Origin of the sequence: Drancourtella massiliensis, from assembly GCF_016900655.1 — a bacterium.
Classification (GTDB): Bacteria; Bacillota; Clostridia; order Lachnospirales; family Lachnospiraceae; genus Sellimonas; species Sellimonas catena.
This window is the reverse complement of record NZ_JACJKH010000027.1, coordinates 13,419-39,963: the sequence shown is the minus strand read 5'-3', so window position 1 is coordinate 39,963 and position 26,545 is coordinate 13,419. Positions and strand designations below refer to the sequence as shown.

Genomic DNA, 26,545 nt, shown 5'->3' with positions numbered 1-26,545 from the left:
AATAATCCTCATTTATTTTTTCGCTTTCTGACGGGAATGCCGGAATTAAGCGGATAATCTGGATTTTCCTAGAAAAAACGCGGGTTTCCGACATTTCGATTGAATTGAATTAGATCGGGTTATTTTGGAAAATGAGGGGTTCATTTGCAACACGTTTGCAACACGGAATCTTCTCGATTTCTGTACGAAGATCCTCCAAAGCTCTATGTCCATATACATCATTTGTAACATCGGAAAATTTGTGGCCAAGCATGCGCTTTCTATCGTTTTCTCTTACACCATACTTTTCGCAGAGCATAGAGAAAGTATGTTTGCAATCGTGAGGAGTATGCGCTTCAATTCCAAGGGAGGGAAGATAGCTATTCATATTTTTGTTTAAATAAGAATAGGAGTTTGGCATTAAACATCCGTATTTTTTCAGCCGTTCCGATACAATGTTTTGTATGGAAGAATGGATAGGATTGATCCGGTTTTTCCCGGAAGGGGTCTTTAAGCCACCAGAGAAAGAAAAGTTATCCAGATTAACCGTTACAACTTTGAGTTCATTGACCCGCAGGCCGGAATAACACATGATCAGAAGATGCTGCGCAATGTCATCCTCTTCGTGATCCCAAAGTGTGGCCAGGTCTTTTTCTGTAAAAGGAACTCCGTGTTCATCATCTTCCGGAATATTGATCCGAAGCAGTTCTGTAGGATTTTTTTCGATATATCCTTGAGCGTATGCATAATGGAAGCACTGTTTCATGCAAGAAAGCATAAATTCAAGGCTGGAGTGTTTCAAAGGGCAAGAGTCAAGAATATCCTGCATCATCTGATAGGTAATATCCGTAATTTTTTTGTTGTGAATAGCGGAACAGTTTCGGAATCCTTTTCGGGATCCATCAATAGAGGACTGACTGTACTTTTTCTTTCCTTCGTATTTCCAGTGAAAATATTCTTTGTAAAGATCAGAAAAAGTCATAACCTGTTCCTCTGGATCGTTTCGTAGAACTTGCAGGTTTGCCAGAATGTTTTTAGTAAACAGTGAAAGATCTCCATCGTCTACGGCACGCATTTTTGCCAGCTCCTGCTCCATACCTGGCGTATAAGTTCCTGCCTTATATGCCGTAAGAACAGCAAATCCGACATACCAGTCTGCTACATAGCAGAGAGCACGTGGAGTAATAGGGATTCCTTTGTCGGTATAATCTGTGACAGGAGGATGGACAGCGTATGGATTTGTACGATTTCCTGAAAGTCTTCGGATAGATCCGTATCCATTTGGCAAGTTCGGGTGTTTTTGCTTTTTAGGCATAACATCATCTCCTTTACTTGTTTTTGAGTACAAAAATAACAGCCAGCATTGAACAAGAGTTCCGCTTGCGCAGGCTGCCCGAAGATGATACAATATTTTTGGGAAATATAGTAGTCGATCTTCGGATTGATTGCGAACCGTCTCTGTTGGCGCAGGGGCGGTTTTTTATGTTTTACTGTAAATTGATTACTTTACTTCCGAGCTCCTCCCCAGCAATTCCCTGAGTTGCTGTCAGAGTGACCGGAAGTGTTGTGTCTTTGATATCATAAGATATAACGGATTCCACTGTTGCTCCCGGTTTTACATCCGTGTAACTCATTTCATTCATTTCTGTATATTTTTCGTCCTGCGGAGCAAATGCAACATCTAAATCTTCGATAGTTGATTCAGTTTCCTGAGTAGCGTTAAAGCAAGCAATCCAGACAGTTCCTGGCTGTAATACATCATCACTTGTGTTGGTAAATTCATAAGTAAAGATCAGTGTAGGATTTTCTTCGCCAATGTCTGTGTTGGCTGGTGCAACTTCTGTTCCGGTAATTTTTATAACTCCATCTTCGATGGTTAGTATGTCATCTTTAAATGAAACGTCCGTTTTTTGTTCTTCTGGTACTTCCACGGTTTCTTCTTTGTTTTCGCTTTTTGTTTCTTCTTTTGGTTCAGAAGAATTTCCGCAGGCCCACAATCCGCAAGCCATTACACCTGCCAACATCATTGCAACAATTTTCTTTTTCATATTCATTCCTCGCTTTCCCCTTACATTGAGTAAACCCATTTATATAAGCGCCGTAGCGATTATATCTTTTCCATGACTGCCAGATTCGGTATAAAATAAATCGTGTAATTATCAATCTCAGTATAAACCCCGTATTTATCTCTATAGCAGTCAATACATTCCTGCAAATATTCTTCCGTCACATCCAGCAGATCAGCTACTTCATGACGGCTCTGGCATCCAGCCTGAAATGCTCTAACGATTCCGGTCAGCCCGATCAGTTTGTTATATCCCCAAAACCGGGCTTGTCGTTCCTGTTTCCTGTTTGAGACATTTTCCATATCAATGATATTCCCAACAGATGTATGATGGTGTCCAAGCTCTTCTGCAAGGACACAGGCCTTTTCTACAGTATTATTTACTGATGTATTGATGGCAATATTACCATCTATGTATATTCCTTTTAAGCTTTCTTCTCCCAAGTAGTAATCATGAATTGTCACCTTATCTTCGAAAGCTTCTTGTTCTAATTTTTCCAGTTTATTCACGGCAATCCCTCCATATTTTACAGTATATTGGAAGAGGTGTGTAATAAACCGGACTTACTTATCTTCCTGCTTGATGAATTTCGCAAAAGCTTCTATTCTGTCGAGCTGCTCCTCAGTGAATTCAGTTCCATCAAAGTGAGCTGCACGGGTGGTAGGCTCAGATTTCGGAGAATCTCTAAAATATTCTGCTGTTACTCCAAGAACGTCTGCTATATCTAAAAGTACATCAATATCTACCTTTTTATTATTTCTTTGAATAATAGAATAAATTGTAGTTGGAGCAACGTTGATTTTTCTGGAAAGTTCAGTAACAGTCATATTTCTATCTTTTAATAATTCGTTCAATTTATTTCCTATTCCCATTGCATTACCTCCTATGGCTTGAATATACCACGTTTGCGGATAATATTCAACAATATATTTTGCAAATGCGTAAAAATGTGTTGACAAATACGCAAACACGTGATAACTTATAATAAGAAACACGCAAATGCGTGACTTGGAAGGAGCGTGATAAAAAGTGCCATGTATCAATTTACGGGGAGAAATGGCGAAAAGAAAAGTATCAATAGAAAGCATTTCTGAATTACTCAAAATTCACAGAAACAGTGTGGCGAATAAGCTGAATGGAAATAGCGCATTTTCCATTGAACAAGCAATGCTAATTCAGGAGACGTTTTTTCCCGATCTAGAAATGAAGTATTTGTTCAGTAAAGACGATAAAGGAGGTGAACAGTAAATGCCATCTTTAAAAGAATATTCAACACACGATTTAGTTAATGAATTGGAAGGTAGAGAAGGTGTTTCAACAGAATATGCCGAACCACATCAGGATAAAAAACTATCAGTCAATGGTCCGGCAAAGATTCTTGTCATTATTGATTAGCTGATACGTCTATATGGATAAACACCTTTTACATGGGAAGCCAAGTAACTGCCATGTGAGGATGCAGACATAAGACCACGATATACGGATTCTGGTACACCAGAATATGCATACAATCCACCGTGATGGAAAGAAACATAAAGAGTTCCGTTTTCATATCCAATACTGGAGATATTGGAAGAAGATACCGGTGTCATATTCATAAAATATCACCGCCTTTCTTTGTCGAATGTTTGTTCTGAATATAGTGTAAAGTATTGCGGTGAGTAAATCAACAGAAAAGTATTTAAAAGCACAATATCTTGTATAAAAGTTCTATAAATAAAATGAACAAATTCTAAATACAGGGATTTCCCGATAAGACATTGGATTATCTGTTCCAGACGGATGATCCAGACAAGAAGGAGGTGTAAATGTGAAAACGGTAGTACGAGCAGCAACTGCATCCAGAATTCTGGGAATTCCGCAGCAGGAACTCAGAATTGGGATACAAAGAGGACGATTTGGGTTCGGATCAGCTGACAAAAACAAAGGATGTCAAAGGTTGCATTACACAGTAAATCTCTATAAAGCTGCATCGGAACTTGGAATTCCTTTGGAAGAAATGGAAAAAAGATGGGGAGAGATGATGGGAGAGTGATCAGAATGACGTTAAAAGAGATGAACAGATACCTGAGCCTGGTCAACAGGCTGATGTGGATCATGGATCATTCTGGAGTCAGCTGGGAGCCGAAATACGCCGAGGAAGCAGAGCAGATCCGGAAAGAATTAAAAGAACTTCGGCCGATCATCGAAGAGGCACGTAGAGCAAAAGGAGGCGAGAAGCCATGCACAGAAGAAAGCTGCGGAAATACCGGGTCCTGAAAGACATCTGCCTGCTGATCGGCGGGACAGCGTTTCTGGCGCTGATTGGGATCGTAGGAGGTTATGAATCAGGTACCATGGATGCGCTGATGTTTTTGATGGAACTGGTGATCGCAGTGGAAACAATGGCGGTGTCCTACATGGCATACCGTTGCGTCCGGTGCCGGGAGCACAGGTATCTCCGGATCAGAGAGCTCCGGAAAAGGAAATGGCAGCAGGAAATGAAAAAGAGTGCATAGGGACGGCAATCCACATATGCACTCAGAAAAGGTCAACTATATTATAAGGAATTTGAAAGGAAAGGTCAAATGGAAAGCATTAAAATAAACAAACTGGAAATCGAAAATGTGAAGCGGATTAAAGCCGTGAAGATTGAACCGACAGCAAGTGGACTGACGATCGTAGGAGGGAATAACAACCAAGGCAAAACATCTGTATTGGATTCCATCGCCTGGGCTTTAGGCGGAGATAAATTCCGTCCGTCACAGGCTCAGAGAGAAGGATCCATGATCCCGCCTACATTGCATCTTGTTTTAAGCAATGGACTGGTTGTGGAGCGAAAGGGAAAAAACAGTAGTTTGAAAGTGACGGATCCGTCCGGACAGAAAGGCGGACAGCAGCTTCTGAACGAGTTCGTGGAACAGCTTGCCCTGGATCTTCCGAAGTTTATGGAAAGTTCCGGAAAAGAAAAAGCGCAGACGTTACTTAAGATTATTGGAGTAGGGGATAAGCTGGACGTTTTGGATCGCAAAGAAAAGGAATTATACAACAGCAGACTGGCCATTGGACAGATTGCGGACCGGAAAGAGAAATTTGCGAAAGAGCAGCCATACTATCCGGAAGCGCCAAAAGAATTAATATCCCCATCTGAACTGATCAGGCAGCAGCAGGAAATTCTTGCCCGGAATGGCGAGAACCAGAAGAAAAGGGATCGTGCACTGGAACTGCATGCCGAAAGGAATCGTCTTGCGGAAAAAGTCAACACATTAAAAGAAGAATTAGAACGCTATCAGAAGCAGTTGATCCAAGTTGATCAGGATATGAATATCGCTTATAAATCTGCGGAAGATTTACAGGATGAGTCTACCGCTGAACTGGAAGCATCCCTGGCTAATATCGAAGAGATCAACCGCAAAGTACGGGCCAATATGGATAAGGATAAAGCAGAAGACGACGCCTCAGAATACAGAAAGCAGTATCAGGAACTGACTCAGCAGATCAACGATACCAGGAAATCTAAGACAGATCTTTTACAGTCCGCGGAACTGCCTCTTCCGGATCTGTCAGTCAAAGACGGCGAGCTGATCTATAAGGGACAGCAGTGGGACAACATGTCTGGCTCCGATCGGCTGAAAGTGTCCACTGCGATTGTCAGGAAGTTAAATCCAAAATGCGGATTTGTACTGTTGGACAAGCTGGAGCAGATGGATCGGCAGACGCTAAATGAATTCGGACAGTGGCTGGAACAGGAAGGGCTGCAAGCAATTGCGACCAGAGTCAGCACGGGCGAAGAGTGCAGCATCATTATTGAAGACGGCTATGTCAAAGGGCAGGAACACGAAGAAGTTGCGGCTCCGCAGCCTAAAACAACATGGAAAGCAGGTGAATTTTAAATGGAAATTATCAAGGGAAAAATCAAGCGCGCCAAGAAAGTTGTCGTTTACGGTCCGGAGGGAATCGGGAAATCCACATTCGCTTCCAGATTTCCGAATCCAGTGTTTATTGATACGGAGGGGAGTACCAATGATATGGACGTGGCAAGACTTCCGCGCCCTACTAGCTGGACAATGCTCCTGGAAGAAATCGATTATGTGGAAAAAACCGCAGGAGTGTGCAAAACTCTGGTGATTGACACCATCGACTGGGCAGAACAGCTTTGTGTTGAGCATATTTGCTCTAAGCATAATAAGTCTGGAATTGAGGATTTCGGATATGGAAACGGATATGTCTACACCAAAGAAGAGTTCGGTCGGTTCCTGAACCGTTTGACGGACGTCATTGAAAAAGGAATCAATGTGGTACTGACGGCACATGCACAGCTCAGGAAATTTGAGCAGCCGGACGAACTGGGAGCCTACGACAGGTGGGAGTTGAAACTTGGGAAGAAGACTTCTTCCCAGACATCCCCGCTGGTGAAGGAATGGGCAGATATGCTCCTGTTTTGCAATTACAAGACCTATTCCATTGCCGTAGACGACAAGGGAAAGAAGCATAAGGCGCAGGGCGGGAAACGTGTCATGTACACAAGCCATCATCCGTGCTGGGACGCTAAAAACCGGTATGGACTGCCGGACGAATGCGAGTTTGATTACGGAGTCATCGCCGGAATTATTGATCAAATAACTCCAGAGGCACAACCGCAGAAGGCTCCGGAAGCTCCGGTAGCCCCAAAGATGCCGGATCCGGTTCCAACAGTACCGGAAGGCAAGCAGATGGATCTGAGAGATCTGGCACCGGAAAACCCGCCAAAAAAAGAAGAACAGCCAAAACAGGAACCAGCAGTGTCAAAAGACAGCGTGTTCCATGTAGATGAGCGGATCCCGAAGGCACTGCGGGACCTGATGGAAGACAAACTGGTGTCGGAAGATGAAATCCAGGCAGTAGTAGCCGGAAAAGGTTACTATCCGCAGACGACGCCAATTTTAAATTATGATCCGGATTTTATTTCCGGCGTGTTAGTGGGAGCATGGCCACAGGTCTATGCCATGATCAAACAGCTGCGAGAAACCTACGAAATACCATTTGAAGAAGTTTAAATTTAGGAGGATATAACAATATGAGCGATTTTGAAAGAGAATTAGGATGGGACGATGAAATTGAGAAAGACGGCAGTGACTTTATACTGCTTCCGGAGGGCGACTACGACTTTGCGGTGGAAAGCTTCGAGCGTGGCCGCCACAACGGAAGCGAGAAACTTCCGGCATGCAATAAAGCAATGCTGAAACTTCGGATTGACACACCGGATGGAACAGCGCTGATCAATCATAACCTGTTTTTACATACCAAAACAGAAGGGATGATTTCTGCATTCTTCACATCCATTGGACAGAAGAAAAAGGGTGAAAAAATCAAGATGAACTGGAATGCGGTTATTGGAGCGAAAGGACGTTGCAAAGTCGGCATTCACGAATGGACTGGAACAGATGGAGAAAAACGGCAGGGAAATGATATCAAGAAGTTCTATCCATTTGAAGAAAAGAAATTTGAGGCAGGGAAATTTTAATGGAACTAAGACCGTATCAAAGAGAAGCGAAAGAAGCGGTTTTTGAACAGTGGGAGAACGGAACCAGGAAAACGCTCCTGGTTCTTCCTACCGGCTGTGGAAAAACCATTGTATTCGCAAAGATCACAGAAGACTGTGTAAGAAATGGAGACCGGGTTCTGATTCTGGCTCATCGGGGCGAACTATTGGAACAGGCAGCCGACAAGATCGCAAAAGCGACCGGACTGAAATGTGCGACAGAAAAAGCAGAAGAGTCCTGTCTGGGAAGCTGGTTCCGGATCACAGTCGGATCCGTCCAAAGCCTGATGCGGGAGACCAGGCTAAAACGGTTCCCGGACGATTATTTTGACACCATCATCATTGATGAGGCACATCACTGTATTTCCGACAGCTATCAGAGGGTACTGCATCATTTTCCGGATGCCAAAGTACTTGGCGTTACAGCAACTCCGGACAGGGGTGACATGAAGAATCTGGGGCAGGTGTTTGAATCACTGGCTTATGAATATACGCTGCCCAAAGCGATCAAAGAGGGATACCTGTCTCCGATTAAAGCCGTGACGATCCCGCTTCAAGTAGACTTGACAGGTGTGGGAGTACAGTCCGGGGATTTTAAAGCAGGAGATTTGGGGAATGCACTGGATCCGTACTTGGAGGGGATTGCCATGGAAATGGAAAAATACTGCCGGGAGAAAAAGACGGTGGTATTTCTTCCCCTGGTTAAGACCAGTCAGAAATTCCGGGATATCTTAAATGACCATGGATTCCATGCAGCGGAAGTCAACGGAGAAAGCCAGAACCGTACAGAGATCCTGGAGGATTATGCGACCGGAAAATATAACGTCCTGTGCAACTCTATGCTTTTGACGGAAGGATGGGACTGCCCGGATGTAGACTGTATCGTTGTGTTGAGACCGACAAAGGTGCGGGGTCTGTATTGTCAGATGGTCGGACGAGGTACCCGGCTCGCTCCGGGAAAGGATCATCTTCTCCTTTTGGATTTTCTGTGGCATACAGAGCGACATGAACTGTGTCATCCTGCCCATCTGATTTGCGAGAGTGAGGAAGTAGCTCGGAAGATGACAGAGAATCTGGAAAAGGATGCGGGATGCCCTATTGACATAGAGGAGGCCGAAAAGACAGCATCTGAGGACGTTGTAGCACAAAGAGAAGAGGCACTAGCGCAGAAGCTGGCAGAGATGAAGCGTAGGAAGCGAAAACTGGTAGATCCACTGCAGTTTGAAATGAGCATCCAGGCGGAGGATCTGGCCGGATACGTCCCGGCATTTGGCTGGGAGATGGCACCGCCGTCTGATGGTCAGAAAAAGACACTGGAGAAACTTGGAATTTTGCCAGATGAGATTGATAACGCAGGAAAGGCATCGAAGCTGCTGGAACGTCTGGACAAACGTCGTCAAGAAGGACTGACAACGCCAAAGCAGATTCGATTCCTGGAAAGCAGAGGTTTTCAGCACGTGGGAACATGGCAGTTTGATACTGCAAAAAAACTGATTGACCGAATTGCAGGAAACGGCTGGAAAATTCCTCGTGATATTATCCCATCAGAATATAAAGGAGCATAGACATGGAACAAAGGGCAGATCTTTTAGAGATTCTGGAGCAGATCCATCCCGCTGATCTGGACTATCAGGAATGGATCAATATCGGGATGGCATTAAAAGAAGAAGGGTATACAGCAGCAGATTGGGATCGGTGGAGTCAGAGGGATCCTGCCCGATATCATTCTGGAGAGTGTCTTCGGAAATGGGGCAGTTTCCATGGATCCACTGAGCCGGTTACAGCGGGGACCATTGTACAGATGGCGATCGACCATGGATGGGTTCCGGAACGGGATCCAGGGCATGAGTTGGACTGGAATGATGCAATCGGAGAGAGAGATGATCTGGTCATCATCGATAAAGGCTGGGTAGAAGGAAAAGAAATTCAGGAACCGAAGCACTGGGATCCCGTAAAAGACCTGGTGCGGTATCTGGAAACCTTGTTTGAAGCCGGGGAAAATGTCGGCTATGTAACGCAGAGTTGGGAAAAACCGGATGAAAAAGGAACCAGGTGGCTACCGACAAAAGGCTGTTGGGATCGGACAGCAGGACAGCTGATTCAGGAACTGAACCGGTGCAATGGGGATATTGGAGCTGTTCTTGGAGATTACAATCAAGAAGCTGGTGCATGGATCCGATTCAATCCATTAGATGGCAAAGACTGTAAAAATGAAAATGTAACGGATTTTCGTTATGCATTGGTAGAATCAGATTCCATGGAACTGGATCAGCAGAATGCGATGCTGAGAGAACTGGAACTGCCGATCGCAGCACTGGTATTTTCAGGAAAGAAAAGTCTGCATGCGATTGTGAAGATTGACGCTGCAGATTATCGGGAATACCGCCAGAGGGTGGAATACCTATACAATATCTGCAAGAAAAACGGATTGAAACTGGATACGCAGAATAAAAATCCTTCCCGCTTATCCCGTATGCCGGGAGTCATCCGGAACGGGAAGAAGCAGTTCCTTGTAGATACCAACATTGGAAAAGATACCTGGGAAGAATGGCAGGAATGGATTGAAAGTATCAACGATGATCTTCCGGATCCGGAGTCTCTGGAAACAGTATGGGACAACCTTCCGGAACTCTCCCCTTGCCTGATAGAAGGCGTCCTGAGAAAGGGACATAAGATGCTGATTGCTGGACCGTCCAAAGCAGGAAAGTCCTTTTTGCAGATCGAATTGTGCATTGCCATAGCTGAAGGAAAGAACTGGCTTCAATGGCAGTGTGCGAGAGGACGCGTGATGTATGTGAACCTGGAGCTTGACCGGGCAAGCTGCCTGCATCGTTTCCGGGATGTATACCAGGCTCTTGGATGGAAACCAGAGCACCTGGGAAGCATTGATATCTGGAACTTAAGAGGGAAGTCGGTACCTATGGACAAATTGGCGCCGAAGCTGATCCGGAGGGCTGCAAAGAAAGATTATGTGGCAATCATTATCGATCCGATCTACAAGGTCATCACGGGTGATGAAAATAGTGCGGATCAGATGGCGAATTTCTGTAATCAGTTTGACAAGGTATGTACAGAACTGGGCTGTGCGGTGATCTACTGCCACCATCACAGCAAGGGAAGTCAGGGCGGAAAGAAATCCATGGACCGTGCCAGCGGATCCGGTGTGTTTGCCAGAGATCCGGATGCATTGTTGGATCTGATCGAACTGGAACCGACAGAAGCTTTGATAGAACAGGAAAAGAATAAGGCTATATGCAAAGTCTGTATTCAGTACCTGGATGCTTATTTTAAATGGGAAGATGATCTGTCTCAGGATGATCTGTGCAGTAAAGCGCAGATGCTGAACTATTGCGAAGAGCACCTTGATAAATGGCAGATGAACGCTCTGCAGAAGCAGATAGAAGATGCGGTGAACGATGTAAAAGCGAAAACGGCATGGCGGATCGAAGGAACGCTCAGAGAATTTCCGAAATTTGCGCCGGCCAATGTATGGTTTCAGTATCCGGTACACCGGATTGATGATACAGGATGCCTGAACGATATCCAGCCGGAAGACGAACGGCCAGCATGGCAGAAAGGAAAAGAGGCACGAAAAAAACAGGCAGAAATACAGAAAAAGAATACCCAGGCAAAATATAACATGGCCATTGAAAGTTACCGATTCGGACATAATGATATCTATCCTACTGTAAAAGAATTATACGAACAGATGAAAAGCGATGCAGAAGCTGTTGGAGAAAAGTATCCGGCAGAAAAAACAATCTGGAATTCTCTTAAAAAATTAGGATACACGACAGATAAAGAGACAAAGAGAATTGTCCCGATACCTGAAAAATCAGGTTCAGGGAATGAGGAATAATAGATTCCCGTAACCACAAAATTTAGGTATCGGGAATAAATGTTAATGTTTCCCGTGACCTTAATTTTTAGGTGGTGGGAAATGAAACATATCATTCCCGACACCATGGTCACAGGAGGTCGGGAACATTCCCGCCCGGCACCTTATACTAAAGTATAACCCTAACGGGCGGGAATGTGCGGGCACCCACCCTTACAGTGTGGGGCGATATAAGCACGCCCCCACACACACGGGAGGGAGCCCACCCAGCACAACCGCGAGGTGAAAGGAAAATTCAACACATTAAAGGGGTAAAGCAAAAATGATAATTGAAATTCCAGACAATATTTTCGAAAACGAGCTTAGGGATGCTTTCGGAAATATGCCGCCAACAAAAAATAAAAATCCGGATTGTAGGAAAAAATCTTCACCGGTTTTACAACATGTAGCTTTTATGACATGTAATTCCAACAGAATGATGGTGATGATGGTGATGATTTATAAAACAATATTACGGGAATTAAAAAGGCGAAAGATAATAGTTTATAACGCTGATCATGATACATGGCAAGGAGTTGATTACAATGGCGATTGAATTTTTTATGGCAATGATTCCGCCGACAATTACGCACCAGGAAAAGAAAGTCCATGTGGTAAAAGGAAGGCCGATATTTTACGAGCCGGATGAATTGAAAGCAGCAAGACAGAAGCTGACGGCATACCTTGGACAGTACGCTCCGGCAGAACCATATCAGGGCGGACTACAGCTGATCGTGAAGTGGTGCTTCCCAAGAGGCAGGCATTTGGATGGCGAATATAAGATAACAAAACCGGATACAGACAACCTGCAAAAGCTACTGAAAGACTGTATGACATCCGTGAAGTTTTGGAGCGATGATGCGCAGGTGGCGTCTGAGATCGTAGAAAAGTTTTGGGCAGAGATCCCTGGAATTTATATCCGGGTGACGGAGTTATGATGGCGGTCAGAACGGCGTTTCAGCTTTTCTGTGATTGTTGGCACCTGTATCGGAAATACATCCTGAGAACGGCGAATGAGGGAGCTTTGGAGCAGTTCAAGAAAGAGACCGAGGAAATCTATGCAAGATATAAGCAGGAGCCGATGGCGAAAGAAATGCTGATGGCTGTGATCAACGAAGTGGAAAGAAAGGAGAAAGTATGAGTTGGGCAGATAAAGCGCATAAGAAATACCAGGTTGAGAAGTTAGTAAAAGAGGTGCTGCGGAATCCAGAATACAAAAAAATGCAGCAGCAGGAAGATTTAAAATGCTTCTCGTGCATGGCGCTGATCTCAGTAGATTTTATGATGCGAAAGCACAATTACGGAAAGAAGAGAATCAAAGAGTATCTCGCATTTCTGGAAAAGTGCATGGGATACGTCATGGAAGATGAAGAATACTTTAAGCTGCTGAATGAGGAGATTGAAAGAGACACTGGAATCAATGTATTGAGAGAATTGGATATTGAGATTAAGGACGATAATTAACCAAAACAAACGAAAGGAGAGCGGAGATGTTTTTGTATGAAAATCAAAGAACAATCATCAATCTGGACGCGGTGAAAGATATATTTCCTGGACGGGATCCGGGAACGTTGGCTGTAAGCTTCATGAGCGGAATTACATCAAAAATTTCCGTATACAGTTCGGAGGTTGAAGCGAAAAAAGCAATCGAAATGATTGCGGAACAAATGGCAACTGGAAAGGCGACTGTAATTCGTGTTCCAACTGCAGAGGAAGTCAGGACAAGATTGAAAAACACACGTCTTCTGACCGAACATCATGCGACCGGTAAGAAAACAAAGGGGCATGGTGGTTCGTGAAGCAGAAAAGTATTAAGAATATACGTTGGGAATTTAAAGACAAAGGGATATTTTACACGCCCCCGGAGCTAGCAGAAAAATTAAAGTCATATGTGGATTTTGAACCGGAAACCGTGTATGACCCGACATGTGGAGCAGGGAATCTTCTGCGGGTATTTCCCGAAAATGTAAAAAAATACGGGCAGGAGTTAGATAGAGAACAGCTATCACTGATTGACGTCCCTAACTTTAAAGGATATGCAGGGGATACACTTCTTGACGATGGATTCAATGGAATGAAATTTGACTGCATTGTTGCAAATCCTCCATTCTCTGTAAAATGGAATCCGGATGAATTAGCAGAAGATGAAAGATTTTCCTGTTCTCCTGTATTACCGCCGCCTTCAAAAGCAGATTGGGCTTTCATGCTCCATATTCTGCACCATCTTTCAGAGAATGGTGTTGCTGTTGTATTGGAATTTCCCGGAATCCTTTACAGAGGTCAGAGAGAGGGGAAGGTCAGGAAATGGTTTGTAGAGAATAATTACATAGACAGAGTAGTCAATATTCCCGGGAATACATTCGAAGATACTGCGATATCAACCTGCATTGTTGTTCTCAAAAAGAATAAAACTACTACAGATATTGTTTTTGAGGATGGAGACAAAACAGAGACAGTATCGCGGGAAACGGTGGAAGAAAATGACTATTCATTGTCCGTGGGCATTTATATCCCAGAAGAAATTGAAAAAGAATATATTGATCCACTGGTGTTGGAGAATGAAGCAAGGCGTTCGTTTCTAATAAGGCTTAAAAAGGAACTAGATTTTGACAGAATGGTCTGTGAAATGGAAGAAATCAGTATGAGACCTTACATAAGTGCGATAAGAAAAATTCTGAGAGAATACGATAGGGATAAAACGAATGCTTGCGACAATAACCAAATTTCTTTATTTGATATTGGATTGTGAAAGGAGAGCGGAGATGGAGACAGAAAAAATGATAAGAGAGTTAAAAAGAGTCGAGGAAATACATAAACACGACAAAGTATTTACCGGTCAGCTTAACGTGGCTCAAATGGCACATGATACAAGGAAGCGGCTTGAAGAATTGAAACCTTACGAGGACACCGGACTTACTCCGGAGCAGATCATGGAACTTAAGGAACGAGATACGGCGAAAGCGCCAACAAAAGATACTGATTCAGGTGTAAGGTATACGGATGATTATATATGTCCGAACTGCGGAAAGCATTTTACTGGGACAGGAATTGCAGAATTTTGCTATCACTGCGGACAGCGATTGAAATGGGAGGACTGACATGCAGGAATTAGAGAAGATTTTGGAGGAGATACGAGCAATAGCAATAGAATTAAAAAACAAACACTGGGGAGATGATGAAAGACATCTAACAGGAAAAGGTATAGAAGTTATGTGCGTACAGGTGGAACAGATTATCCGCAAGCACACGAATGACGGTTGGATTTCAGCGGATGAACCTCCAAAAAAAGATTATACAGCTGTTTTTGCGGTTGATAAACACGATTATTATTTTGTTGCGGTGTATGATAAAGAACACGGTTATAGGACAAATGACGTAGGAGCAGATGTTGATAATATAGTCGCATACTGTTTATTTAATCCATACCGCCCGGAAAGGAACGAAGAATGAAACCAGAAGAAGCGACTAAGATACTGAAAAGCACATTGTCATTGATATATCAAACCAATATTAGTTTTGAGGATTCTGTAGACTATAAAGAAGCGTCTGACATTGCAATTAGAGCCATTAAAGAAGTACAGCAGTACCGTGAAATCGGAACCGTGGAAGAATGCCGGAAAGCGGTGGAGAAGCAGATACCGAAGAAAATAATTATAGAACCCTATTGTCCAACTGAATGCCCTACTTGCGGACATGAATTATCTACAAGTTTGGGCGATGGATATTATAAATATCCAACATTTTTAAAAAGATGCCCGAATTGTGGACAGGCTATCCAGTGGTAGGAGAATTTGGAGGGAATGAGAGATGAGTGAGATTTGTTGCAAAGGCACAGGAGCGCCGGAAACAAGATGCGAATATGATGATGCGTGGTTTTGTAAAAATCCAGACTGCAAAACCCCTGTGCTGACATCTACAATGCTTGGAGCACATCCGAGCGGATGCCCTAAAATTTACGAATGGAACAGGAGGACTGAGTTTGAGACACAAACGAACAGAACGTGAGAAAAAGCAGGATATCCTTGCACACTATGACTGCTTGGAGACGGATGTGAGGGAGGATGCCAGAAAGAGCTTCCAGCGCCAACCGTATCCGACAGTCGATGTGGCACAGTATTTAGCACAGAAATTCAAGATAGGAGTAGATGCCGATGATAAATCTGATGAAGTTTTTAATACTGATCTTTTGGATACTTGATATCACAGATGTGCCTTTCATGAAAATATTTGATACAACGTATCCGATGAATGGCATTTTCTGGTGGCTTATATGGTTTTTTGTGTTGGGGTTCAGCGTGGAAATAAAAAGTGAGGAGTGATGCCGATGGACAAGAAGATTCTTGAGGACTACATAGATGCCTGTGAGTTTATCAAGGAGACAGAAGCGGAGATCAAGAAGCTGGAGAAGAAAAAGAGGATTGTCCAGGACAAGGTCCGGGGAAGTAATCCAGACTGGCCATATGAAGAGCGGTCCTTTAACCTGGGCGGATCAGTTGAGACGGTGGCAGATGCTTCAGCGCTGGCAAAGGAGAAGCGTATCCTGGAGGAGCAGAGGAAGGTAGCCTCGGATCTGAAGCTTGGAGTGGAAGAGTGGATGCAGGAGATTCCCTTCCGGATGCAGCGGATCATCCGGTATAAGTTTTTTAACCGGCTGAGCTGGGAAGAGGTGGCAACGCTGATGAAATGCAAAGCCGGTGGAGAAGCGATGCGGAAAGAATATGATAGATTTATGCGAAAAAATTAAAGTTTGTCCGTTTTCGTCCGGATTGTCCGGTTTCAAAATGTTATAGTATATGCTGAAAGAAGTGAATGAATCTCTTTTTTCTTCAATGGGACTCCTTAGATATGAAATCAGGAAAGGCGCTCTGCACGAAAGTGTGGGGCGTTTTTCTGTACAATAAACACCAGAATTGAAGGTGGTGAAGTGGCGAATGAACAGAACTTAAAACCGGTGCGAACCAAGAGCGAAGCAAGAGAACGTGGAAGAAATGGCGGAAAAGCCAGTGGAGCAGCCAGACGCCGGAAGGCAGACTTCCGGAAGACGCTGAACATGCTGCTGACCGCAGAAATAGATAGTGAAGAATGGAAGCCGATTTTAGAGTCGCTTGGTGTTGATTGTACTCTGGAATCGGCTCTTTTAATGGCGCAGATCAAGGAAGCACTGAAAGGAAATGTAAAGGCAGCCTATTTTGTGGCGCAGTACGCCGGACAGTCTGGTGTGACCGTTGCTGATGAAGAAGAACAGTCAGCAAAGATCCAGCTTATGAAAGCCCAGAAAGAAAAAACTCAGAGAGCAGACATACAGGCAGATGAAAATGGAGGAGAAGCAAAAGATCCTCATGATGTGATCATTCCGGCCTTATGGGATATTTTTGATGATGAGGAACATGAACATCAGATCATTACTTCCGGTCGTGCTGGAACAAAGTCCAGTTTTGCCGGCATTCTTGGAATTACAACGATTACTTCCGATACTCCTGCTGCAGTGGTCGTACTTCGTAAGCGGCATAATAAGCTGCGTAAGACAGTATACAAAGAGATGATCCGGGCAATCGGACGTCTTGGTCTGAGCAAAGATGATTTTGATATTAAAGTGTCTCCTATGGAGATTCGGCATAAGCGAACCGGAAATGTAATCTATTTCTCCGGATCTGACAGTATCGATGACACAAAAGGCATTATTGATGAAGATAAGCCCATTCGGTTGGTGATTCTGGACGAGCTGACGGAATTCTTCGATGTCGGCGAGGGAGAGGAAGAACTGACAAATATCGAGGCGACATTTGTCAGGGGCAATGATGAGTCCTTCAGGATGTTGTACCTGTACAATCCGCCGAAGAACCCGAATGCAGCAATCAATGTCTGGTGTCAAAAGATGGAGCTGCGGCCGGATGCAGTCCATAAACATATTGATTATCGGGATGTGCCGATAAGCTGGATCGGAAAGAAGCTGTTGGAGTCTGCGGAGCTTTTGAAAGAGACAGATTTTAGATTATATCGTTGGGTATGGCTGGGCGAATGTATCGGCGTAGATGACCTGATTTATTACATGTTCAATGATAATCACCGGAAGGAGCCTGATGCGAAGCATTACAAGCTGATCGGAATCGGCGTGGATTACGGTCAGCAGAATGCTACCACATATCAGGCTGCTGGCGTGAACATCAATAAGCGCAGAATAGAGGGATTGGATGAATTCTATCATTCAGGGAGAGAATCTGGAAAGCAGAAGAGCCCTTCCGATTACGCAAAAGAACTTATAGAATTTACAGACGCACTGCATGAAGAGTATTCCTGCAGTGCTTTTTATGTGTTTATAGATCCATCTGCAAAAGGGCTTGCAGAGGAGATCAAGCGCCTGGCGATGCGGTCTAGGCAATATGGAATTGTGATTAAAGATGCTGAGAATGATGTCGCTGTGGGAATCCAGAGAGTGCAGAAGTGCCTGACCTATCAGATTATGAGCGTGTCAGGGAATCAGGAGAACCTGATCCGAGAAATGGGAACCTATGAATATGATCCGAAGTCTATTGAAGCAGGAAAAGAAAGGCCTCTGAAAATTGACGATCATTGCTGCGATGCATGGAGATATCTGACGATGGGACTGTGGGATAAGATCAAATATTTCCTTCCTGCAGGAGAAAGGGATGAATGAAAATGGATGTGAGAAAATATCTGAATAAAGCAGGGTATGACACGGTAGATGCTTCGTTCTATTCCCTGATTTGTGTATGGAAAAGCTGGTACACTGGTGATGTAAATAAATTCCACAGATACAAGATGTACAATGGTAAGGAGCATGTTCCCTGCCGGCGGCTTAGTCTGGGAATGGCAAAGAAACTGTCAGAGGATATTGCAGACCTGCTGTTGAATGAGCGCGTACAGATTACTATTCAGGATAAGAAAACAAGTGAATTCGTCATGAATGTTCTGGATGATAACAATTTCTCGGTAATCGGAAATGATTATCAGGAAAGGAAAGCTTATACCGGAACCGTAGCATACGTGCCGTATCTTGATAATATCGAAGTGAGTGAAGATGGTTCTATTATTCCGGGAGATGCAGGGGAAGTAAAGATTAATTACGTCTCTGCATCGAATATATATCCGTTGTCATGGTGCAATGGCTATATTTCAGAATGTGCCTTTGTATTTCCAAAGGTTATTAAGACGAAGAAATATGCACATATCCAGCTTCACATTCTGGAAGACGGAATGTATGTGATAGAAAACCATGTTGTAGAATGCAGCGCAGGAGCAGGAAAGGAAATTCCTGTGGAAAACTGGCATGATCTGCATGGATTTGAGACGATGTCAGAAAAAATCCATACAGGATCGTCAGAACGACAATTTGTGATTGACCGTCTTAATATTGCAAATAACTCAGACCGGGATAATCCGATGGGAGTGGCTATTTTTGCAAACAGCATAGATGTCCTTAGAGGGCTTGATACGGTTTACGATTCATATATCAATGAGTTTGTCCTTGGAAAGAAAAGAATCTTTGCTGCTCCGGAATTGATGGGTGAAGATTTTTGGGGAAATCCTGTATTTGACCCGAATGATGTGGTATTCTACCAGCTTCCGGAAGGATACTTAAAAGACGGCGGAAAACCGCTGGAGACTGTAGATATGAATCTTCGGGCTGACGAGCATGAAAAAGCAATCAACGACAATCTGAATATGCTGTCAATGAAGTGTGGGTTTGGACAGAATCATTACAAATTCGAGAATGGGAGCGTCCAGACAGCAACTCAGGTGATATCAGAAAACAGCGATATGTACCGAACGATTAATAAACATGAATTGATTCTGGAGCCGGTATTAGATGAACTAATTAGAATCATTGCCCGGCTAGGACAGATTCTTGGTATCAATACAAATCCAGACACAGAGATTGTGATTAATTTCGATGATTCCATTATTGAGGACAAACAGGCCGAGAGACAGAGTGACCGTCAGGATGTTAGTATGGGAGTGATGAGCCATGCTGAGTATCGTGCAAAATGGTATGGAGAGACACTGGAAGAAGCCCAGTCGAAACTTCCGGAACAGAATCAGGTAATGGAGTGATCCGATGAACCGAGAATATAAAGAAAAGCTCTCACGACAGATTGAAAAGAACTTTTCTGATCTGGAAATGAGGATTATGGAAGATATTGTGCGTCGGATAAAGAAGGCCGGAAAGATCACCAGCACAGCGGACTGGCAGATTAATCGCCTGAGGATCCTTGGAAATTCTTCGGAAGATATAGAAAAAATGCTAAAGGAAGTTTTAGAGGCATCATATCCAGAGATGTTTGAACTGTATGATCAGGTTATTGATTGGGAATATGTCCGGAACAAAGATATCTATGAACAGATCAATGCAAAATATATCCCTTATGAGGAAAACGGGCAGCTCCAGCAGATTACTAACGCTTTGATTCAGCAGACAGATGCAGATTTGCAGAACATTACTCAGAGCCTGGGCTTTTACCTGGATTATGGTGGTGAAAAACCAGTGCTTACTCCGCTTTCGGAAGTCTATCAGAAATACTTGGATGCAGCCTGCATGGATATTGTGTCCGGGGCGTTTGATTACAACAGTGTGCTCCGGCGTGTAGTAACACAGCTAACCAACAGCGGACTACGACAGATCGATTATGCTTCAGGGCGTGCCAACCGTATTGATGTGGCGGCTAGAAGAGCAGTTATGACAGGGATTACACAGCTGACCGGAAAGATATCAGATATGAATGCTGAAAAGCTGGGGACTAATTATTTTGAAATAGCCTGGCATGCCGGGGCACGTCCCACGCACCAGGTATGGCAGGGCAAGGTGTGGAGCAGGGAACAGCTTGTAACGGTGTGCGGCCTTGGATCAGTGACTGGACTGGAGGGCATTAACTGTTATCATGAGCGGTATCCTTTCTTTCCCGGAATATCCGAACGTCAGTGGTCTGATGAATGGTTGGAAGCTAAGAACCTGGAGGAGAATACTCCAAAAGAGTTCAACGGGAAACCATATACCTTGTACGAAGCAAAGCAGAGGCAGCGCCAGATGGAAACAGCGATGCGGGCACAGCGAGAGAAAGTACAGCTTTTGCAGGCTGGGGATGCTGACCCGGACGAGATCATGCTTGCAAGGGCAAAGTACCAAGGACAGTTGGATGAGTATTCCAGATTCAGCCGAAAGATGAATCTCAAACAGGAGCGGGAGCGTGTTTACTATGATATGCGGGGGAGAGTTGCTCCAAATAAAGCGCAGATGAATAGAATTGCGAAAACGTCTTCAACAGACAATTTGTTTGAGAAGTCCAAATTGTCCAGGGTAATGGGAATTGATACAGATAAAATAGATTTTGGAGAAATAGATGAAAAATCAAAGAAGTCAGTGTACAATGGTGTAAAGAAAGTATTTGATAAATTTCCACAGTTAAAAGGGCATACACGCAGAATAATTTACGATCCGAATTTAGGTGCTATTGCGTCAAGTGACTCCCTTGGCGGTGTTCTGAAGCTTTCGAAAAGGTTTTGCGATTTTAAGCAATTAACAAAAGAGTATGAGCGCCAAACTAAGTTTGAATGGAATCCCAAAGGGACCACGGCAGATAGTATTATCGTGCATGAGTTAGGACATCAACTGGATGGTTTCTTGACGTTAAAGGGGGTTTTAGGAGGACAAATTGGTAGATATGGAACCATTAGAACTAGTGCCGCTGTCAAACGTGAAGTTTTGCAAAGGTTGGGGTATTATGATTATATCAGAGAAGAGAGAGCAAATTGGCGACAAATGGGTTATAAGGGACGAGAGCTTAATGATGCTGTAGAGTTCTCTGGAAAAGAATTTATTACAAAGCATATATCGGAATACGCCTATAAAAATGAACGAGAGTTTTTTGCAGAATGTTTTTCTGAATATATGACAAGTAAAAGACCGAGAGAGGCGGCAAAAATATTCGGAGAAGTATTGGAAGAGATCATGGAGGGATTGAAATGACAATGTTTTCGACTGCTACACCAGACATAGACAAAAAAATACAAGAAATTGAGGATGAAGATCTGCGCAATTACATGGAAGGTCAGGACTACTCTGATGCTGAAATTGAGGCTGCTATCAGAAATATGCATTTACTGGATGAAATAAGACGATTAGAAGATATTTTATGCGAACCTGAAGAGATATTAAACATCTTGCTAGAAAAAGGTTGGAAGAAAGAAGAAATAGAAAAAGCTTTTGCACATAATGCTTTGTGAAACTGTAAATAGTACAATTGTTAAAACCATTCATTCTTCGGAGTGAGTGGTATTTTTATACTCTTTTTTAGGAGGTGATAAAGGAATGATTCAGGTGAGCGTTAGGGAAAACAGCATAGAGATGCACGGGCATGCAGGGCACATGGACTTGAGCGGAGTTGATCGTGTATGTTCAGCCGTGTCTGCTCTTACTTGTGCATTAATCAATGCGCTTACCGATCTGTCTGGCGATCGGATAAGGGCAGACACAGGAAGCGGAATGACTGTAATTGAATGGGAGGATTTGACAGACGGAGGGAAGCTGCTGGTAGATGCATGGTTTCTTGGTTTGGTCGATATCGACCGTGAATATAACTGTATAGAATTTCAGTAGAGGAGCACCCGGTTAGGGTGCTTTTTCATATGCCCAAAACGTGATGGCATTAAAAGCTCGGGTGCCTGTCGAGGCGAAACGGAGGTAAGAAAATGAGAAAAAGAATATTTTTACAGCTTTTTGAAGACGGTGCGGGATCTGGCTCTACAGGAGGACAGGGCGGAGGCACTGGGACTGGCAACGGCAGCCAGAACGGAAATGCCGGGAGTGCATCCGGAGCACATGGGACCGGAACATATACTTATGAACAGGCGGAGGAAATTGCAAGTGCACGGGCAAATAAAGCTGAGAGAGCTGCACTGGTTAATTATTTCCGCAGCCAGGGTATGACAGAAGATGAAGTGACACAGGCAATTCGTGATTTCAAAGAACAGAAGGCAAAAAGGCAGCCTAACGCAGAACAGATGCAGCATGATCTCGATGAAGCCTTAAAGGAAAATGCAAGAATGAAGAACGAGAAGATCCTTACAGAGAAGGGCGTGAAATCCGAAGACCTGGACTATGTTATGTTCAAAGTAGAGAAGATGGTCGATGATAAGACTGATTTCAAAAAAGCAGCAGAAAAGTATCTGAAGGAGAATCCCAGATTTGCCGTTGGAGGACGGGGTACTGGAACATATAGAGTAAGCACCGGGGCTCAGGCCAGTGGAAACGGCGGAGAGGGAAATCCAAATGACAGTATCAATGCCGCAATCAGAAGGGCGGCAGGAAGGCAGGTATAAATGAACAGAAATAAAATGAATTTAAGATTATTTGAAAACGATGCGACTCTTATTGATCGTACTGGAGCAGATACCCTGATCCCGGAAGAAAGGGCGAGAGAGATCATCCAGGGTGTTGTAACGCAGTCTGCAGTGCTGTCTCAGGGCCGCAGGCTTCCTAATATGTCCAGCAGGACTTACCGTATGCCGGTTCTTGATATGCTTCCTCTGGCATATTTTGTGAACGGCGATACAGGCCAGAAAAAGACTACAAAAATGGCATGGGATAAAAAGATTATCACTGCAGAAGAAATTGCAGTAATCGTACCAATTCCGGAGGCTGTTTTGGACGATTCAGAATATGATATCTGGGCAGAGGTACGGCCAAGAGTAGAGGAGGCTTTTGGAAAGGTCATTGATGGAGCGATTCTTTTTGATGTAAATAAGCCCGATTCCTGGAGAGACGGTATTGTTACAACTGCTACAAAAGCAAGTAGCGTGGTTACTCTGGGAGATTCTGATAATCTTTACGACAAAGTCATGGGTGAGGATGGTGTGATCGCAAAAGTAGAGGAATCTGGATTCTTCGTAACGGGTCATATGGCAGACATCACTATGCGTGCAAAGCTTAGAGGACTGAAAGACAGCACAGGTAATCCGATCTTTAAAGCGGACATGCAGAATGGAACAAGATACTCTCTGGATGGATCAAATATGACTTTCCCGAACAACGGAGCCTTTGATAAGTCTAAAGCACTGATGATCTCTGGAGACTTTTCGCAGTTGACATATTCAATCCGTCAGGATATTACTTTCAAGCTTTTTACCGAAGGTGTAGTACAGAATACTGACGGAAGCATTGCTTACAACCTTATGCAGCAGGATATGGTTGCTCTGAGAGCAGTGATGAGACTTGGCTGGGAAATCCCGAACCCGATCAATTCTCTGAAGACAGACAAGGCAAAACGTTGTCCCTTTGCAATCCTGAAATCAGGGTCCTGATGGGAGGTGTAAGATATGCAGATTGTTGATGCAATCAAAAATCTCACAATCGCAATGAAAGGAAGCGGGTCCGTGGAAGATATCACCACGGACCAGATTGCCGAAGCGATTCAGTACATGGCTGACAACTGGGAGACGATTAAGACAGGTATAGGTAGCGGTTCATATGAGCTTCCTGCCGCTACAACTGACACGCTTGGAGGCGTGAAAAAATCAGCGACAGTTGCTGCAGTATCTGCTGCGGATGCAACAGCAGCAGGAGGGGCCTATGATCAGACAACTGCTCAGAGTGCTGTAACGCTTGCAAATGCCAATAAAGCTGCTATTAATGCTATACTGACGAATCTTAAAGCAGCTGGGATTATGGCGTAAGGAGCGTGATGCTATGAAATGCTATGCAGATTATCCGTTTTATACTGATAAATACCATGGAAGAATGGATGAAGCGGATTTTCAGCGCCACATTATTACTGCTTCCCAGTATATTAAATATCTGACGAAAGGAAGGTCAGACAGGTATGACGGAGATGAACTGAAATATGCTGCATGTGAATCTGCGGATGTTCTGTTTTCTGTAAGCCGCTCTCTTTCCGGGATGGGTGAGAAAAAGAGCGAGAATACAGATGGGTACTCCGTCAGCTATGTGACGCAGGGAAAGGACGGGGAGACAAGCGAGGAACTGTCAAACCGGAAGATGAATGGAGTGATCAGGAAGTGGCTGCTTCCTACAGGATTGCTCTATGCAGGAGCGAGGTGTGGTCATGCTTACAAACACTGATATTACGATCTATAACAGGCAATATGATCCGGAATCCAGGCTTGATACCTGGAACCGGGTCTATGTCCCGGAAGCCTGGTGGTATAAGAACGAAAAAGCTTCGATTACAACCGAAGGCTTGAAGCAGGCAGACGTCTACACGATCCGGATTCCAGATACGAGTATTGCCTTGAAAAAGGATGATTATATCGTGAAAGGAAAATGCGATGTGAAGATGGAGACTGTGAAGGATCTTGACGGCTTTGAGAAGACCAGGATCACCTCAGTCAATTACAATACGTTCGGCGATAACCCTCATATTAAGGCGGTTGGAGCGTAATGCCAAAAGGAAAGAAAAAGTTCGAGATTAAGACGAAAAAAGGGACGATTTATACGCAGAGCTCCAAGGGTGGCAAGGTAACCGCTCAGCTGGAATGGAATCCGGGATTTGAGCCGAGCATGGAGGCAGGCTTTGAAAATGCCCAGGCGTTTGTGGACTCTGAATGTATCCGCCGGATGAATCCGGAGACGCCGCGAAAAACCGGTGCGCTAATCAAGTCAGCTACTCTTGGAACTACGATAGGCAGTGGAGAGATCAACCAGATCGCGCCATATGCCCGCCGGCAGTATTACGAGCATAAAGAGAAGTCTTACTGGTTCGAAAGAATGAAGAACCGGCATAAGGACTCTATTCTGAAAGGAGCTGCGAAATATGTCAAATCTCATTGACAGTATCCGGAAGTTTATCCTGACTTGTCCATTTCTCCAGGACGGTCGCGTAAATGTGGACTATATCGGGGAGGAAATGGGATATTCTATCGATCCGCTGCCCTGTGATCCGATTGTGCAGCGTTACATTGATGGCGGTGCTAAGAAACAGTTTCAATTTGCTTTCACCAGCCAGGAGGAATATGACCAGGATGCCCGGATCAATATTGAAAACAGCGGTTTTTTCCAGGATTTTGATGAATGGCTGGAAGAACAAAGCTTTATGGGGAATTTCCCGGATTTAGAGGATGGGAAGCTCCCTGTTTTGATGGAAACTTTAAACAGCGGCTATCTATACGATGTGAACGAGATCAATGCCAAATATCGTATAGAGTGCCGCTTGATTTATGTACAGGAGGTATAGAGCGAAATGGCAGATACAAAACCGAAAATTGTAAGACGTTCTCAGGTAGTAGCTTTCATGGATACGGATAAAACCGGAAGCACTCCGAAACTGGAACGAATGACGGGATTTACTACTATGACAAACAGCAAGAATCCAAAAGAGTATTCCAGACAGTATGTGGATGAAGATGCAGAACGGTCCGATGTGGTAGGATATGCGCCGTCTATTGAATTTTCCTACGATAGGCATACCAATACGCCTGTTCATGACAGACTGTCTGAGATCCACGATAAAGAGCTTCTGGGAGATGATGCTCATGTTAATATTGTCAGAGTAGAACTTTTTACTGCTGATGAACAGAATCGTTGCAAGGCGACAAAACGTACTTATGCGGTAATTCCGGATACAGACGGAGATGGAACAGACGCAATGATCTATTCCGGTACGTTCAAATCTGTGTCTGAGATTGAAGAAGGATATGCAACATCCGAGGATAAATGGAAGACAGCAACATATACCGCCGGAGCTATTCCGGAAGAATGATTGAAGGAGTGATGAGCCTATGAGCCTTTGGAAATGGAATGATGTAGAGCTGGAAATCGATATGGAAGATTATGATTTTCTGCAGAAATACGAGAAAGCATTTGAAGCAATGGAAATTAAAGAAGAAGAGCTTAAGAAGATCGGCACACAGTCTGAGATTGTGAAGGAATATTGCGACATGTTTTATCGGCTTTTTGATGATATCTTCGATCCAGGTACGGGAGACAGGCTCTTCGGCGGCAAGAGAAATGTTCGACTCTGCGAAGAGTGCTATATGGACTTTATCTCTGAATGCCAGAAAGGCGTACTAGATGCCAACAAGCGCAAAAATGCAATGATGAATAAGTTTAAGCCGAACAGAGCTCAGCGCAGAGCATCCGGAAAGAAGTGATTT

General features: G+C 44.0%; 41 protein-coding genes. 36 read left to right on the top strand and 5 right to left on the bottom strand.

Annotated elements, in window-relative coordinates; translation table 11 throughout:
- Positions 1-109: 109 nt before the first annotated feature.
- The 4 genes from H6A32_RS13320 to H6A32_RS13305 all read right to left on the bottom strand — a co-directional run bounded on the left by H6A32_RS13320 (position 110) and on the right by H6A32_RS13305 (position 2,917).
- Complete coding sequence (locus tag H6A32_RS13320; RefSeq protein ID WP_243424935.1) at positions 110-961, bottom strand: tyrosine-type recombinase/integrase; 852 nt, start codon at positions 959-961, stop codon at positions 110-112.
- Positions 962-1,466: 505 nt separating this feature from the next.
- Positions 1,467-2,033, bottom strand: a complete 567-nt coding sequence (locus H6A32_RS13315) for a DUF5067 domain-containing protein (RefSeq protein ID WP_204864569.1) — start codon at positions 2,031-2,033, stop codon at positions 1,467-1,469.
- Positions 2,034-2,086: 53 nt separating this feature from the next.
- Positions 2,087-2,554 carry an ImmA/IrrE family metallo-endopeptidase gene (locus tag H6A32_RS13310; protein WP_204864568.1) on the bottom strand — a complete coding sequence of 156 codons (468 nt, stop codon included), beginning with the start codon at positions 2,552-2,554 and terminating at the stop codon, positions 2,087-2,089.
- Positions 2,555-2,608: 54 nt separating this feature from the next.
- Positions 2,609-2,917 (bottom strand): helix-turn-helix domain-containing protein, encoded by a 309-nt coding sequence (locus H6A32_RS13305; protein WP_204864567.1) that lies wholly within the window; start codon positions 2,915-2,917, stop codon positions 2,609-2,611.
- 184 nt (positions 2,918-3,101) lie between these two features.
- Here H6A32_RS13305 and H6A32_RS13300 point away from each other — a divergent pair, with 184 nt between their 5' ends.
- Positions 3,102-3,293, top strand: coding sequence for a hypothetical protein (locus H6A32_RS13300; protein WP_204864566.1), 192 nt, complete (start codon positions 3,102-3,104; stop codon positions 3,291-3,293).
- Positions 3,294-3,440 (top strand): BC1881 family protein, encoded by a 147-nt coding sequence (locus tag H6A32_RS13295; RefSeq protein ID WP_204864565.1) that lies wholly within the window; start codon positions 3,294-3,296, stop codon positions 3,438-3,440. It abuts the gene before it with no gap.
- Here H6A32_RS13295 and H6A32_RS13290 read toward each other — a convergent pair.
- Positions 3,437-3,643, bottom strand: a complete 207-nt coding sequence (locus tag H6A32_RS13290; RefSeq protein WP_204864564.1) for a KTSC domain-containing protein — start codon at positions 3,641-3,643, stop codon at positions 3,437-3,439. The two genes, H6A32_RS13295 and H6A32_RS13290, sit on opposite strands and share 4 nt — an antisense overlap.
- Before the next feature lie 212 nt (positions 3,644-3,855).
- Between H6A32_RS13290 and H6A32_RS13285 the strand changes: the two genes are divergently transcribed.
- The 34 genes from H6A32_RS13285 to H6A32_RS13120 all read left to right on the top strand — a co-directional run bounded on the left by H6A32_RS13285 (position 3,856) and on the right by H6A32_RS13120 (position 26,542).
- Entirely contained in the window at positions 3,856-4,080 is a 225-nt protein-coding gene (locus H6A32_RS13285) for a hypothetical protein (protein ID WP_204864563.1), read from the top strand.
- A gap of 5 nt (positions 4,081-4,085) precedes the next feature.
- Positions 4,086-4,304, top strand: coding sequence for a hypothetical protein (locus tag H6A32_RS13280; protein ID WP_204864562.1), 219 nt, complete (start codon positions 4,086-4,088; stop codon positions 4,302-4,304).
- The gene (locus H6A32_RS13275; RefSeq protein ID WP_204864561.1) at positions 4,268-4,543 is read left to right on the top strand and encodes a hypothetical protein; all 276 of its coding nucleotides are present in this window, start codon (positions 4,268-4,270) and stop codon (positions 4,541-4,543) included. The genes H6A32_RS13280 and H6A32_RS13275 overlap by 37 nt, the downstream gene beginning before the upstream one ends.
- A 69-nt stretch (positions 4,544-4,612) precedes the next feature.
- Positions 4,613-5,917, top strand: a complete 1,305-nt coding sequence (locus H6A32_RS13270; protein WP_204864560.1) for an AAA family ATPase — start codon at positions 4,613-4,615, stop codon at positions 5,915-5,917.
- Positions 5,918-7,060, top strand: a complete 1,143-nt coding sequence (locus tag H6A32_RS13265; protein ID WP_204864559.1) for an ATP-binding protein — start codon at positions 5,918-5,920, stop codon at positions 7,058-7,060.
- 20 nt (positions 7,061-7,080) lie between these two features.
- On the top strand, positions 7,081-7,527 hold the full coding sequence (locus H6A32_RS13260) for a DUF669 domain-containing protein (protein WP_204864558.1): 447 nt from the start codon (positions 7,081-7,083) through the stop codon (positions 7,525-7,527).
- Complete coding sequence (locus H6A32_RS13255; protein ID WP_204864557.1) at positions 7,527-9,110, top strand: DEAD/DEAH box helicase; 1,584 nt, start codon at positions 7,527-7,529, stop codon at positions 9,108-9,110. Before H6A32_RS13260 ends, H6A32_RS13255 begins: the two co-directional genes overlap by 1 nt.
- A 2-nt stretch (positions 9,111-9,112) precedes the next feature.
- Positions 9,113-11,404: an AAA family ATPase gene (locus tag H6A32_RS13250; RefSeq protein ID WP_204864556.1), complete on the top strand. Its 2,292-nt coding sequence runs from the start codon at positions 9,113-9,115 to the stop codon at positions 11,402-11,404.
- A 301-nt stretch (positions 11,405-11,705) separates the two neighbouring features.
- A complete protein-coding gene (locus H6A32_RS13245) occupies positions 11,706-11,978 on the top strand; it encodes a hypothetical protein (protein WP_204864555.1) in 273 nt (90 codons plus the stop codon).
- A complete protein-coding gene (locus H6A32_RS13240) occupies positions 11,968-12,360 on the top strand; it encodes a RusA family crossover junction endodeoxyribonuclease (RefSeq protein WP_204864554.1) in 393 nt (130 codons plus the stop codon). Before H6A32_RS13245 ends, H6A32_RS13240 begins: the two co-directional genes overlap by 11 nt.
- Positions 12,357-12,563: a hypothetical protein gene (locus tag H6A32_RS13235; protein WP_204864553.1), complete on the top strand. Its 207-nt coding sequence runs from the start codon at positions 12,357-12,359 to the stop codon at positions 12,561-12,563. The genes H6A32_RS13240 and H6A32_RS13235 overlap by 4 nt, the downstream gene beginning before the upstream one ends.
- Positions 12,560-12,886, top strand: a complete 327-nt coding sequence (locus H6A32_RS13230; RefSeq protein ID WP_204864552.1) for a hypothetical protein — start codon at positions 12,560-12,562, stop codon at positions 12,884-12,886. The genes H6A32_RS13235 and H6A32_RS13230 overlap by 4 nt, the downstream gene beginning before the upstream one ends.
- A 26-nt stretch (positions 12,887-12,912) precedes the next feature.
- Positions 12,913-13,221, top strand: coding sequence for a hypothetical protein (locus tag H6A32_RS13225; protein ID WP_204864551.1), 309 nt, complete (start codon positions 12,913-12,915; stop codon positions 13,219-13,221).
- Complete coding sequence (locus H6A32_RS13220) at positions 13,218-14,171, top strand: N-6 DNA methylase (RefSeq protein WP_204864550.1); 954 nt, start codon at positions 13,218-13,220, stop codon at positions 14,169-14,171. The genes H6A32_RS13225 and H6A32_RS13220 overlap by 4 nt, the downstream gene beginning before the upstream one ends.
- A 13-nt stretch (positions 14,172-14,184) precedes the next feature.
- Positions 14,185-14,520 (top strand): hypothetical protein, encoded by a 336-nt coding sequence (locus H6A32_RS13215; RefSeq protein WP_204864549.1) that lies wholly within the window; start codon positions 14,185-14,187, stop codon positions 14,518-14,520.
- 1 nt (position 14,521) lies between these two features.
- Positions 14,522-14,872, top strand: coding sequence for a hypothetical protein (locus H6A32_RS13210; protein ID WP_204864548.1), 351 nt, complete (start codon positions 14,522-14,524; stop codon positions 14,870-14,872).
- A complete protein-coding gene (locus H6A32_RS13205) occupies positions 14,869-15,207 on the top strand; it encodes a hypothetical protein (protein ID WP_204864547.1) in 339 nt (112 codons plus the stop codon). The genes H6A32_RS13210 and H6A32_RS13205 overlap by 4 nt, the downstream gene beginning before the upstream one ends.
- A gap of 22 nt (positions 15,208-15,229) precedes the next feature.
- Complete coding sequence (locus tag H6A32_RS13200) at positions 15,230-15,427, top strand: hypothetical protein (RefSeq protein WP_204864546.1); 198 nt, start codon at positions 15,230-15,232, stop codon at positions 15,425-15,427.
- Positions 15,402-15,620 (top strand): hypothetical protein, encoded by a 219-nt coding sequence (locus tag H6A32_RS13195; RefSeq protein WP_204864545.1) that lies wholly within the window; start codon positions 15,402-15,404, stop codon positions 15,618-15,620. The genes H6A32_RS13200 and H6A32_RS13195 overlap by 26 nt, the downstream gene beginning before the upstream one ends.
- Positions 15,621-15,746: 126 nt before the next feature.
- The gene (locus H6A32_RS13190) at positions 15,747-16,166 is read left to right on the top strand and encodes an RNA polymerase subunit sigma-70 (protein WP_204864544.1); all 420 of its coding nucleotides are present in this window, start codon (positions 15,747-15,749) and stop codon (positions 16,164-16,166) included.
- Between the two features lie 180 nt (positions 16,167-16,346).
- Positions 16,347-18,077 (top strand): PBSX family phage terminase large subunit, encoded by a 1,731-nt coding sequence (locus H6A32_RS13185; protein WP_346342285.1) that lies wholly within the window; start codon positions 16,347-16,349, stop codon positions 18,075-18,077.
- Positions 18,074-19,495, top strand: coding sequence for a phage portal protein (locus tag H6A32_RS13180; RefSeq protein WP_243424932.1), 1,422 nt, complete (start codon positions 18,074-18,076; stop codon positions 19,493-19,495). Before H6A32_RS13185 ends, H6A32_RS13180 begins: the two co-directional genes overlap by 4 nt.
- A gap of 4 nt (positions 19,496-19,499) precedes the next feature.
- Complete coding sequence (locus H6A32_RS16495) at positions 19,500-21,404, top strand: phage minor capsid protein (protein ID WP_243424931.1); 1,905 nt, start codon at positions 19,500-19,502, stop codon at positions 21,402-21,404.
- Positions 21,401-21,661 (top strand): hypothetical protein, encoded by a 261-nt coding sequence (locus H6A32_RS13170; RefSeq protein ID WP_204864543.1) that lies wholly within the window; start codon positions 21,401-21,403, stop codon positions 21,659-21,661. The genes H6A32_RS16495 and H6A32_RS13170 overlap by 4 nt, the downstream gene beginning before the upstream one ends.
- 85 nt (positions 21,662-21,746) lie before the next feature.
- Entirely contained in the window at positions 21,747-22,034 is a 288-nt protein-coding gene (locus H6A32_RS13165; protein WP_204864542.1) for a ribosomal-processing cysteine protease Prp, read from the top strand.
- 92 nt (positions 22,035-22,126) lie between these two features.
- Positions 22,127-22,756, top strand: a complete 630-nt coding sequence (locus H6A32_RS13160; RefSeq protein WP_204864541.1) for a hypothetical protein — start codon at positions 22,127-22,129, stop codon at positions 22,754-22,756.
- Positions 22,757-23,737, top strand: a complete 981-nt coding sequence (locus H6A32_RS13155) for a phage major capsid protein (RefSeq protein WP_191374470.1) — start codon at positions 22,757-22,759, stop codon at positions 23,735-23,737.
- Between the two features lie 15 nt (positions 23,738-23,752).
- Complete coding sequence (locus tag H6A32_RS13150) at positions 23,753-24,109, top strand: head fiber protein (protein ID WP_204864540.1); 357 nt, start codon at positions 23,753-23,755, stop codon at positions 24,107-24,109.
- Between the two features lie 13 nt (positions 24,110-24,122).
- On the top strand, positions 24,123-24,515 hold the full coding sequence (locus H6A32_RS13145) for a hypothetical protein (protein ID WP_204864539.1): 393 nt from the start codon (positions 24,123-24,125) through the stop codon (positions 24,513-24,515).
- Complete coding sequence (locus tag H6A32_RS13140) at positions 24,478-24,834, top strand: DUF6751 family protein (RefSeq protein ID WP_243424930.1); 357 nt, start codon at positions 24,478-24,480, stop codon at positions 24,832-24,834. The genes H6A32_RS13145 and H6A32_RS13140 overlap by 38 nt, the downstream gene beginning before the upstream one ends.
- The gene (locus H6A32_RS13135; protein ID WP_204864538.1) at positions 24,834-25,223 is read left to right on the top strand and encodes a hypothetical protein; all 390 of its coding nucleotides are present in this window, start codon (positions 24,834-24,836) and stop codon (positions 25,221-25,223) included. The genes H6A32_RS13140 and H6A32_RS13135 overlap by 1 nt, the downstream gene beginning before the upstream one ends.
- Positions 25,207-25,626: a hypothetical protein gene (locus H6A32_RS13130; RefSeq protein ID WP_204864537.1), complete on the top strand. Its 420-nt coding sequence runs from the start codon at positions 25,207-25,209 to the stop codon at positions 25,624-25,626. The genes H6A32_RS13135 and H6A32_RS13130 overlap by 17 nt, the downstream gene beginning before the upstream one ends.
- 6 nt (positions 25,627-25,632) lie before the next feature.
- Positions 25,633-26,151: a hypothetical protein gene (locus H6A32_RS13125; protein WP_204864536.1), complete on the top strand. Its 519-nt coding sequence runs from the start codon at positions 25,633-25,635 to the stop codon at positions 26,149-26,151.
- A gap of 19 nt (positions 26,152-26,170) precedes the next feature.
- A complete protein-coding gene (locus H6A32_RS13120) occupies positions 26,171-26,542 on the top strand; it encodes a DUF6673 family protein (protein WP_204864535.1) in 372 nt (123 codons plus the stop codon).
- Positions 26,543-26,545: the final 3 nt, after the last annotated feature.

Bases quoted from the DNA above. Each gene is read 5' to 3' on its own strand.
- H6A32_RS13320 (WP_243424935.1), bottom strand. From the start codon at position 961: ATGACTTTTTCTGATCTTTACAAAGAATATTTTCACTGGAAATACGAA.
- H6A32_RS13315 (WP_204864569.1), bottom strand. From the start codon at position 2,033: ATGAATATGAAAAAGAAAATTGTTGCAATGATGTTGGCAGGTGTAATG.
- H6A32_RS13305 (WP_204864567.1), bottom strand. From the start codon at position 2,917: ATGGGAATAGGAAATAAATTGAACGAATTATTAAAAGATAGAAATATG.
- H6A32_RS13300 (WP_204864566.1), top strand. From the start codon at position 3,102: ATGGCGAAAAGAAAAGTATCAATAGAAAGCATTTCTGAATTACTCAAA.
- H6A32_RS13295 (WP_204864565.1), top strand. From the start codon at position 3,294: ATGCCATCTTTAAAAGAATATTCAACACACGATTTAGTTAATGAATTG.
- H6A32_RS13290 (WP_204864564.1), bottom strand. From the start codon at position 3,643: ATGAATATGACACCGGTATCTTCTTCCAATATCTCCAGTATTGGATAT.
- H6A32_RS13280 (WP_204864562.1), top strand. From the start codon at position 4,086: ATGACGTTAAAAGAGATGAACAGATACCTGAGCCTGGTCAACAGGCTG.
- H6A32_RS13275 (WP_204864561.1), top strand. From the start codon at position 4,268: ATGCACAGAAGAAAGCTGCGGAAATACCGGGTCCTGAAAGACATCTGC.
- H6A32_RS13270 (WP_204864560.1), top strand. From the start codon at position 4,613: ATGGAAAGCATTAAAATAAACAAACTGGAAATCGAAAATGTGAAGCGG.
- H6A32_RS13265 (WP_204864559.1), top strand. From the start codon at position 5,918: ATGGAAATTATCAAGGGAAAAATCAAGCGCGCCAAGAAAGTTGTCGTT.
- H6A32_RS13260 (WP_204864558.1), top strand. From the start codon at position 7,081: ATGAGCGATTTTGAAAGAGAATTAGGATGGGACGATGAAATTGAGAAA.
- H6A32_RS13255 (WP_204864557.1), top strand. From the start codon at position 7,527: ATGGAACTAAGACCGTATCAAAGAGAAGCGAAAGAAGCGGTTTTTGAA.
- H6A32_RS13250 (WP_204864556.1), top strand. From the start codon at position 9,113: ATGGAACAAAGGGCAGATCTTTTAGAGATTCTGGAGCAGATCCATCCC.
- H6A32_RS13245 (WP_204864555.1), top strand. From the start codon at position 11,706: ATGATAATTGAAATTCCAGACAATATTTTCGAAAACGAGCTTAGGGAT.
- H6A32_RS13240 (WP_204864554.1), top strand. From the start codon at position 11,968: ATGGCGATTGAATTTTTTATGGCAATGATTCCGCCGACAATTACGCAC.
- H6A32_RS13235 (WP_204864553.1), top strand. From the start codon at position 12,357: ATGATGGCGGTCAGAACGGCGTTTCAGCTTTTCTGTGATTGTTGGCAC.
- H6A32_RS13230 (WP_204864552.1), top strand. From the start codon at position 12,560: ATGAGTTGGGCAGATAAAGCGCATAAGAAATACCAGGTTGAGAAGTTA.
- H6A32_RS13225 (WP_204864551.1), top strand. From the start codon at position 12,913: ATGTTTTTGTATGAAAATCAAAGAACAATCATCAATCTGGACGCGGTG.
- H6A32_RS13215 (WP_204864549.1), top strand. From the start codon at position 14,185: ATGGAGACAGAAAAAATGATAAGAGAGTTAAAAAGAGTCGAGGAAATA.
- H6A32_RS13210 (WP_204864548.1), top strand. From the start codon at position 14,522: ATGCAGGAATTAGAGAAGATTTTGGAGGAGATACGAGCAATAGCAATA.
- H6A32_RS13205 (WP_204864547.1), top strand. From the start codon at position 14,869: ATGAAACCAGAAGAAGCGACTAAGATACTGAAAAGCACATTGTCATTG.
- H6A32_RS13200 (WP_204864546.1), top strand. From the start codon at position 15,230: ATGAGTGAGATTTGTTGCAAAGGCACAGGAGCGCCGGAAACAAGATGC.
- H6A32_RS13190 (WP_204864544.1), top strand. From the start codon at position 15,747: ATGGACAAGAAGATTCTTGAGGACTACATAGATGCCTGTGAGTTTATC.
- H6A32_RS13180 (WP_243424932.1), top strand. From the start codon at position 18,074: ATGAAAATGGATGTGAGAAAATATCTGAATAAAGCAGGGTATGACACG.
- H6A32_RS16495 (WP_243424931.1), top strand. From the start codon at position 19,500: ATGAACCGAGAATATAAAGAAAAGCTCTCACGACAGATTGAAAAGAAC.
- H6A32_RS13170 (WP_204864543.1), top strand. From the start codon at position 21,401: ATGACAATGTTTTCGACTGCTACACCAGACATAGACAAAAAAATACAA.
- H6A32_RS13165 (WP_204864542.1), top strand. From the start codon at position 21,747: ATGATTCAGGTGAGCGTTAGGGAAAACAGCATAGAGATGCACGGGCAT.
- H6A32_RS13160 (WP_204864541.1), top strand. From the start codon at position 22,127: ATGAGAAAAAGAATATTTTTACAGCTTTTTGAAGACGGTGCGGGATCT.
- H6A32_RS13155 (WP_191374470.1), top strand. From the start codon at position 22,757: ATGAACAGAAATAAAATGAATTTAAGATTATTTGAAAACGATGCGACT.
- H6A32_RS13150 (WP_204864540.1), top strand. From the start codon at position 23,753: ATGCAGATTGTTGATGCAATCAAAAATCTCACAATCGCAATGAAAGGA.
- H6A32_RS13145 (WP_204864539.1), top strand. From the start codon at position 24,123: ATGAAATGCTATGCAGATTATCCGTTTTATACTGATAAATACCATGGA.
- H6A32_RS13140 (WP_243424930.1), top strand. From the start codon at position 24,478: ATGCAGGAGCGAGGTGTGGTCATGCTTACAAACACTGATATTACGATC.
- H6A32_RS13135 (WP_204864538.1), top strand. From the start codon at position 24,834: ATGCCAAAAGGAAAGAAAAAGTTCGAGATTAAGACGAAAAAAGGGACG.
- H6A32_RS13130 (WP_204864537.1), top strand. From the start codon at position 25,207: ATGTCAAATCTCATTGACAGTATCCGGAAGTTTATCCTGACTTGTCCA.
- H6A32_RS13125 (WP_204864536.1), top strand. From the start codon at position 25,633: ATGGCAGATACAAAACCGAAAATTGTAAGACGTTCTCAGGTAGTAGCT.
- H6A32_RS13120 (WP_204864535.1), top strand. From the start codon at position 26,171: ATGAGCCTTTGGAAATGGAATGATGTAGAGCTGGAAATCGATATGGAA.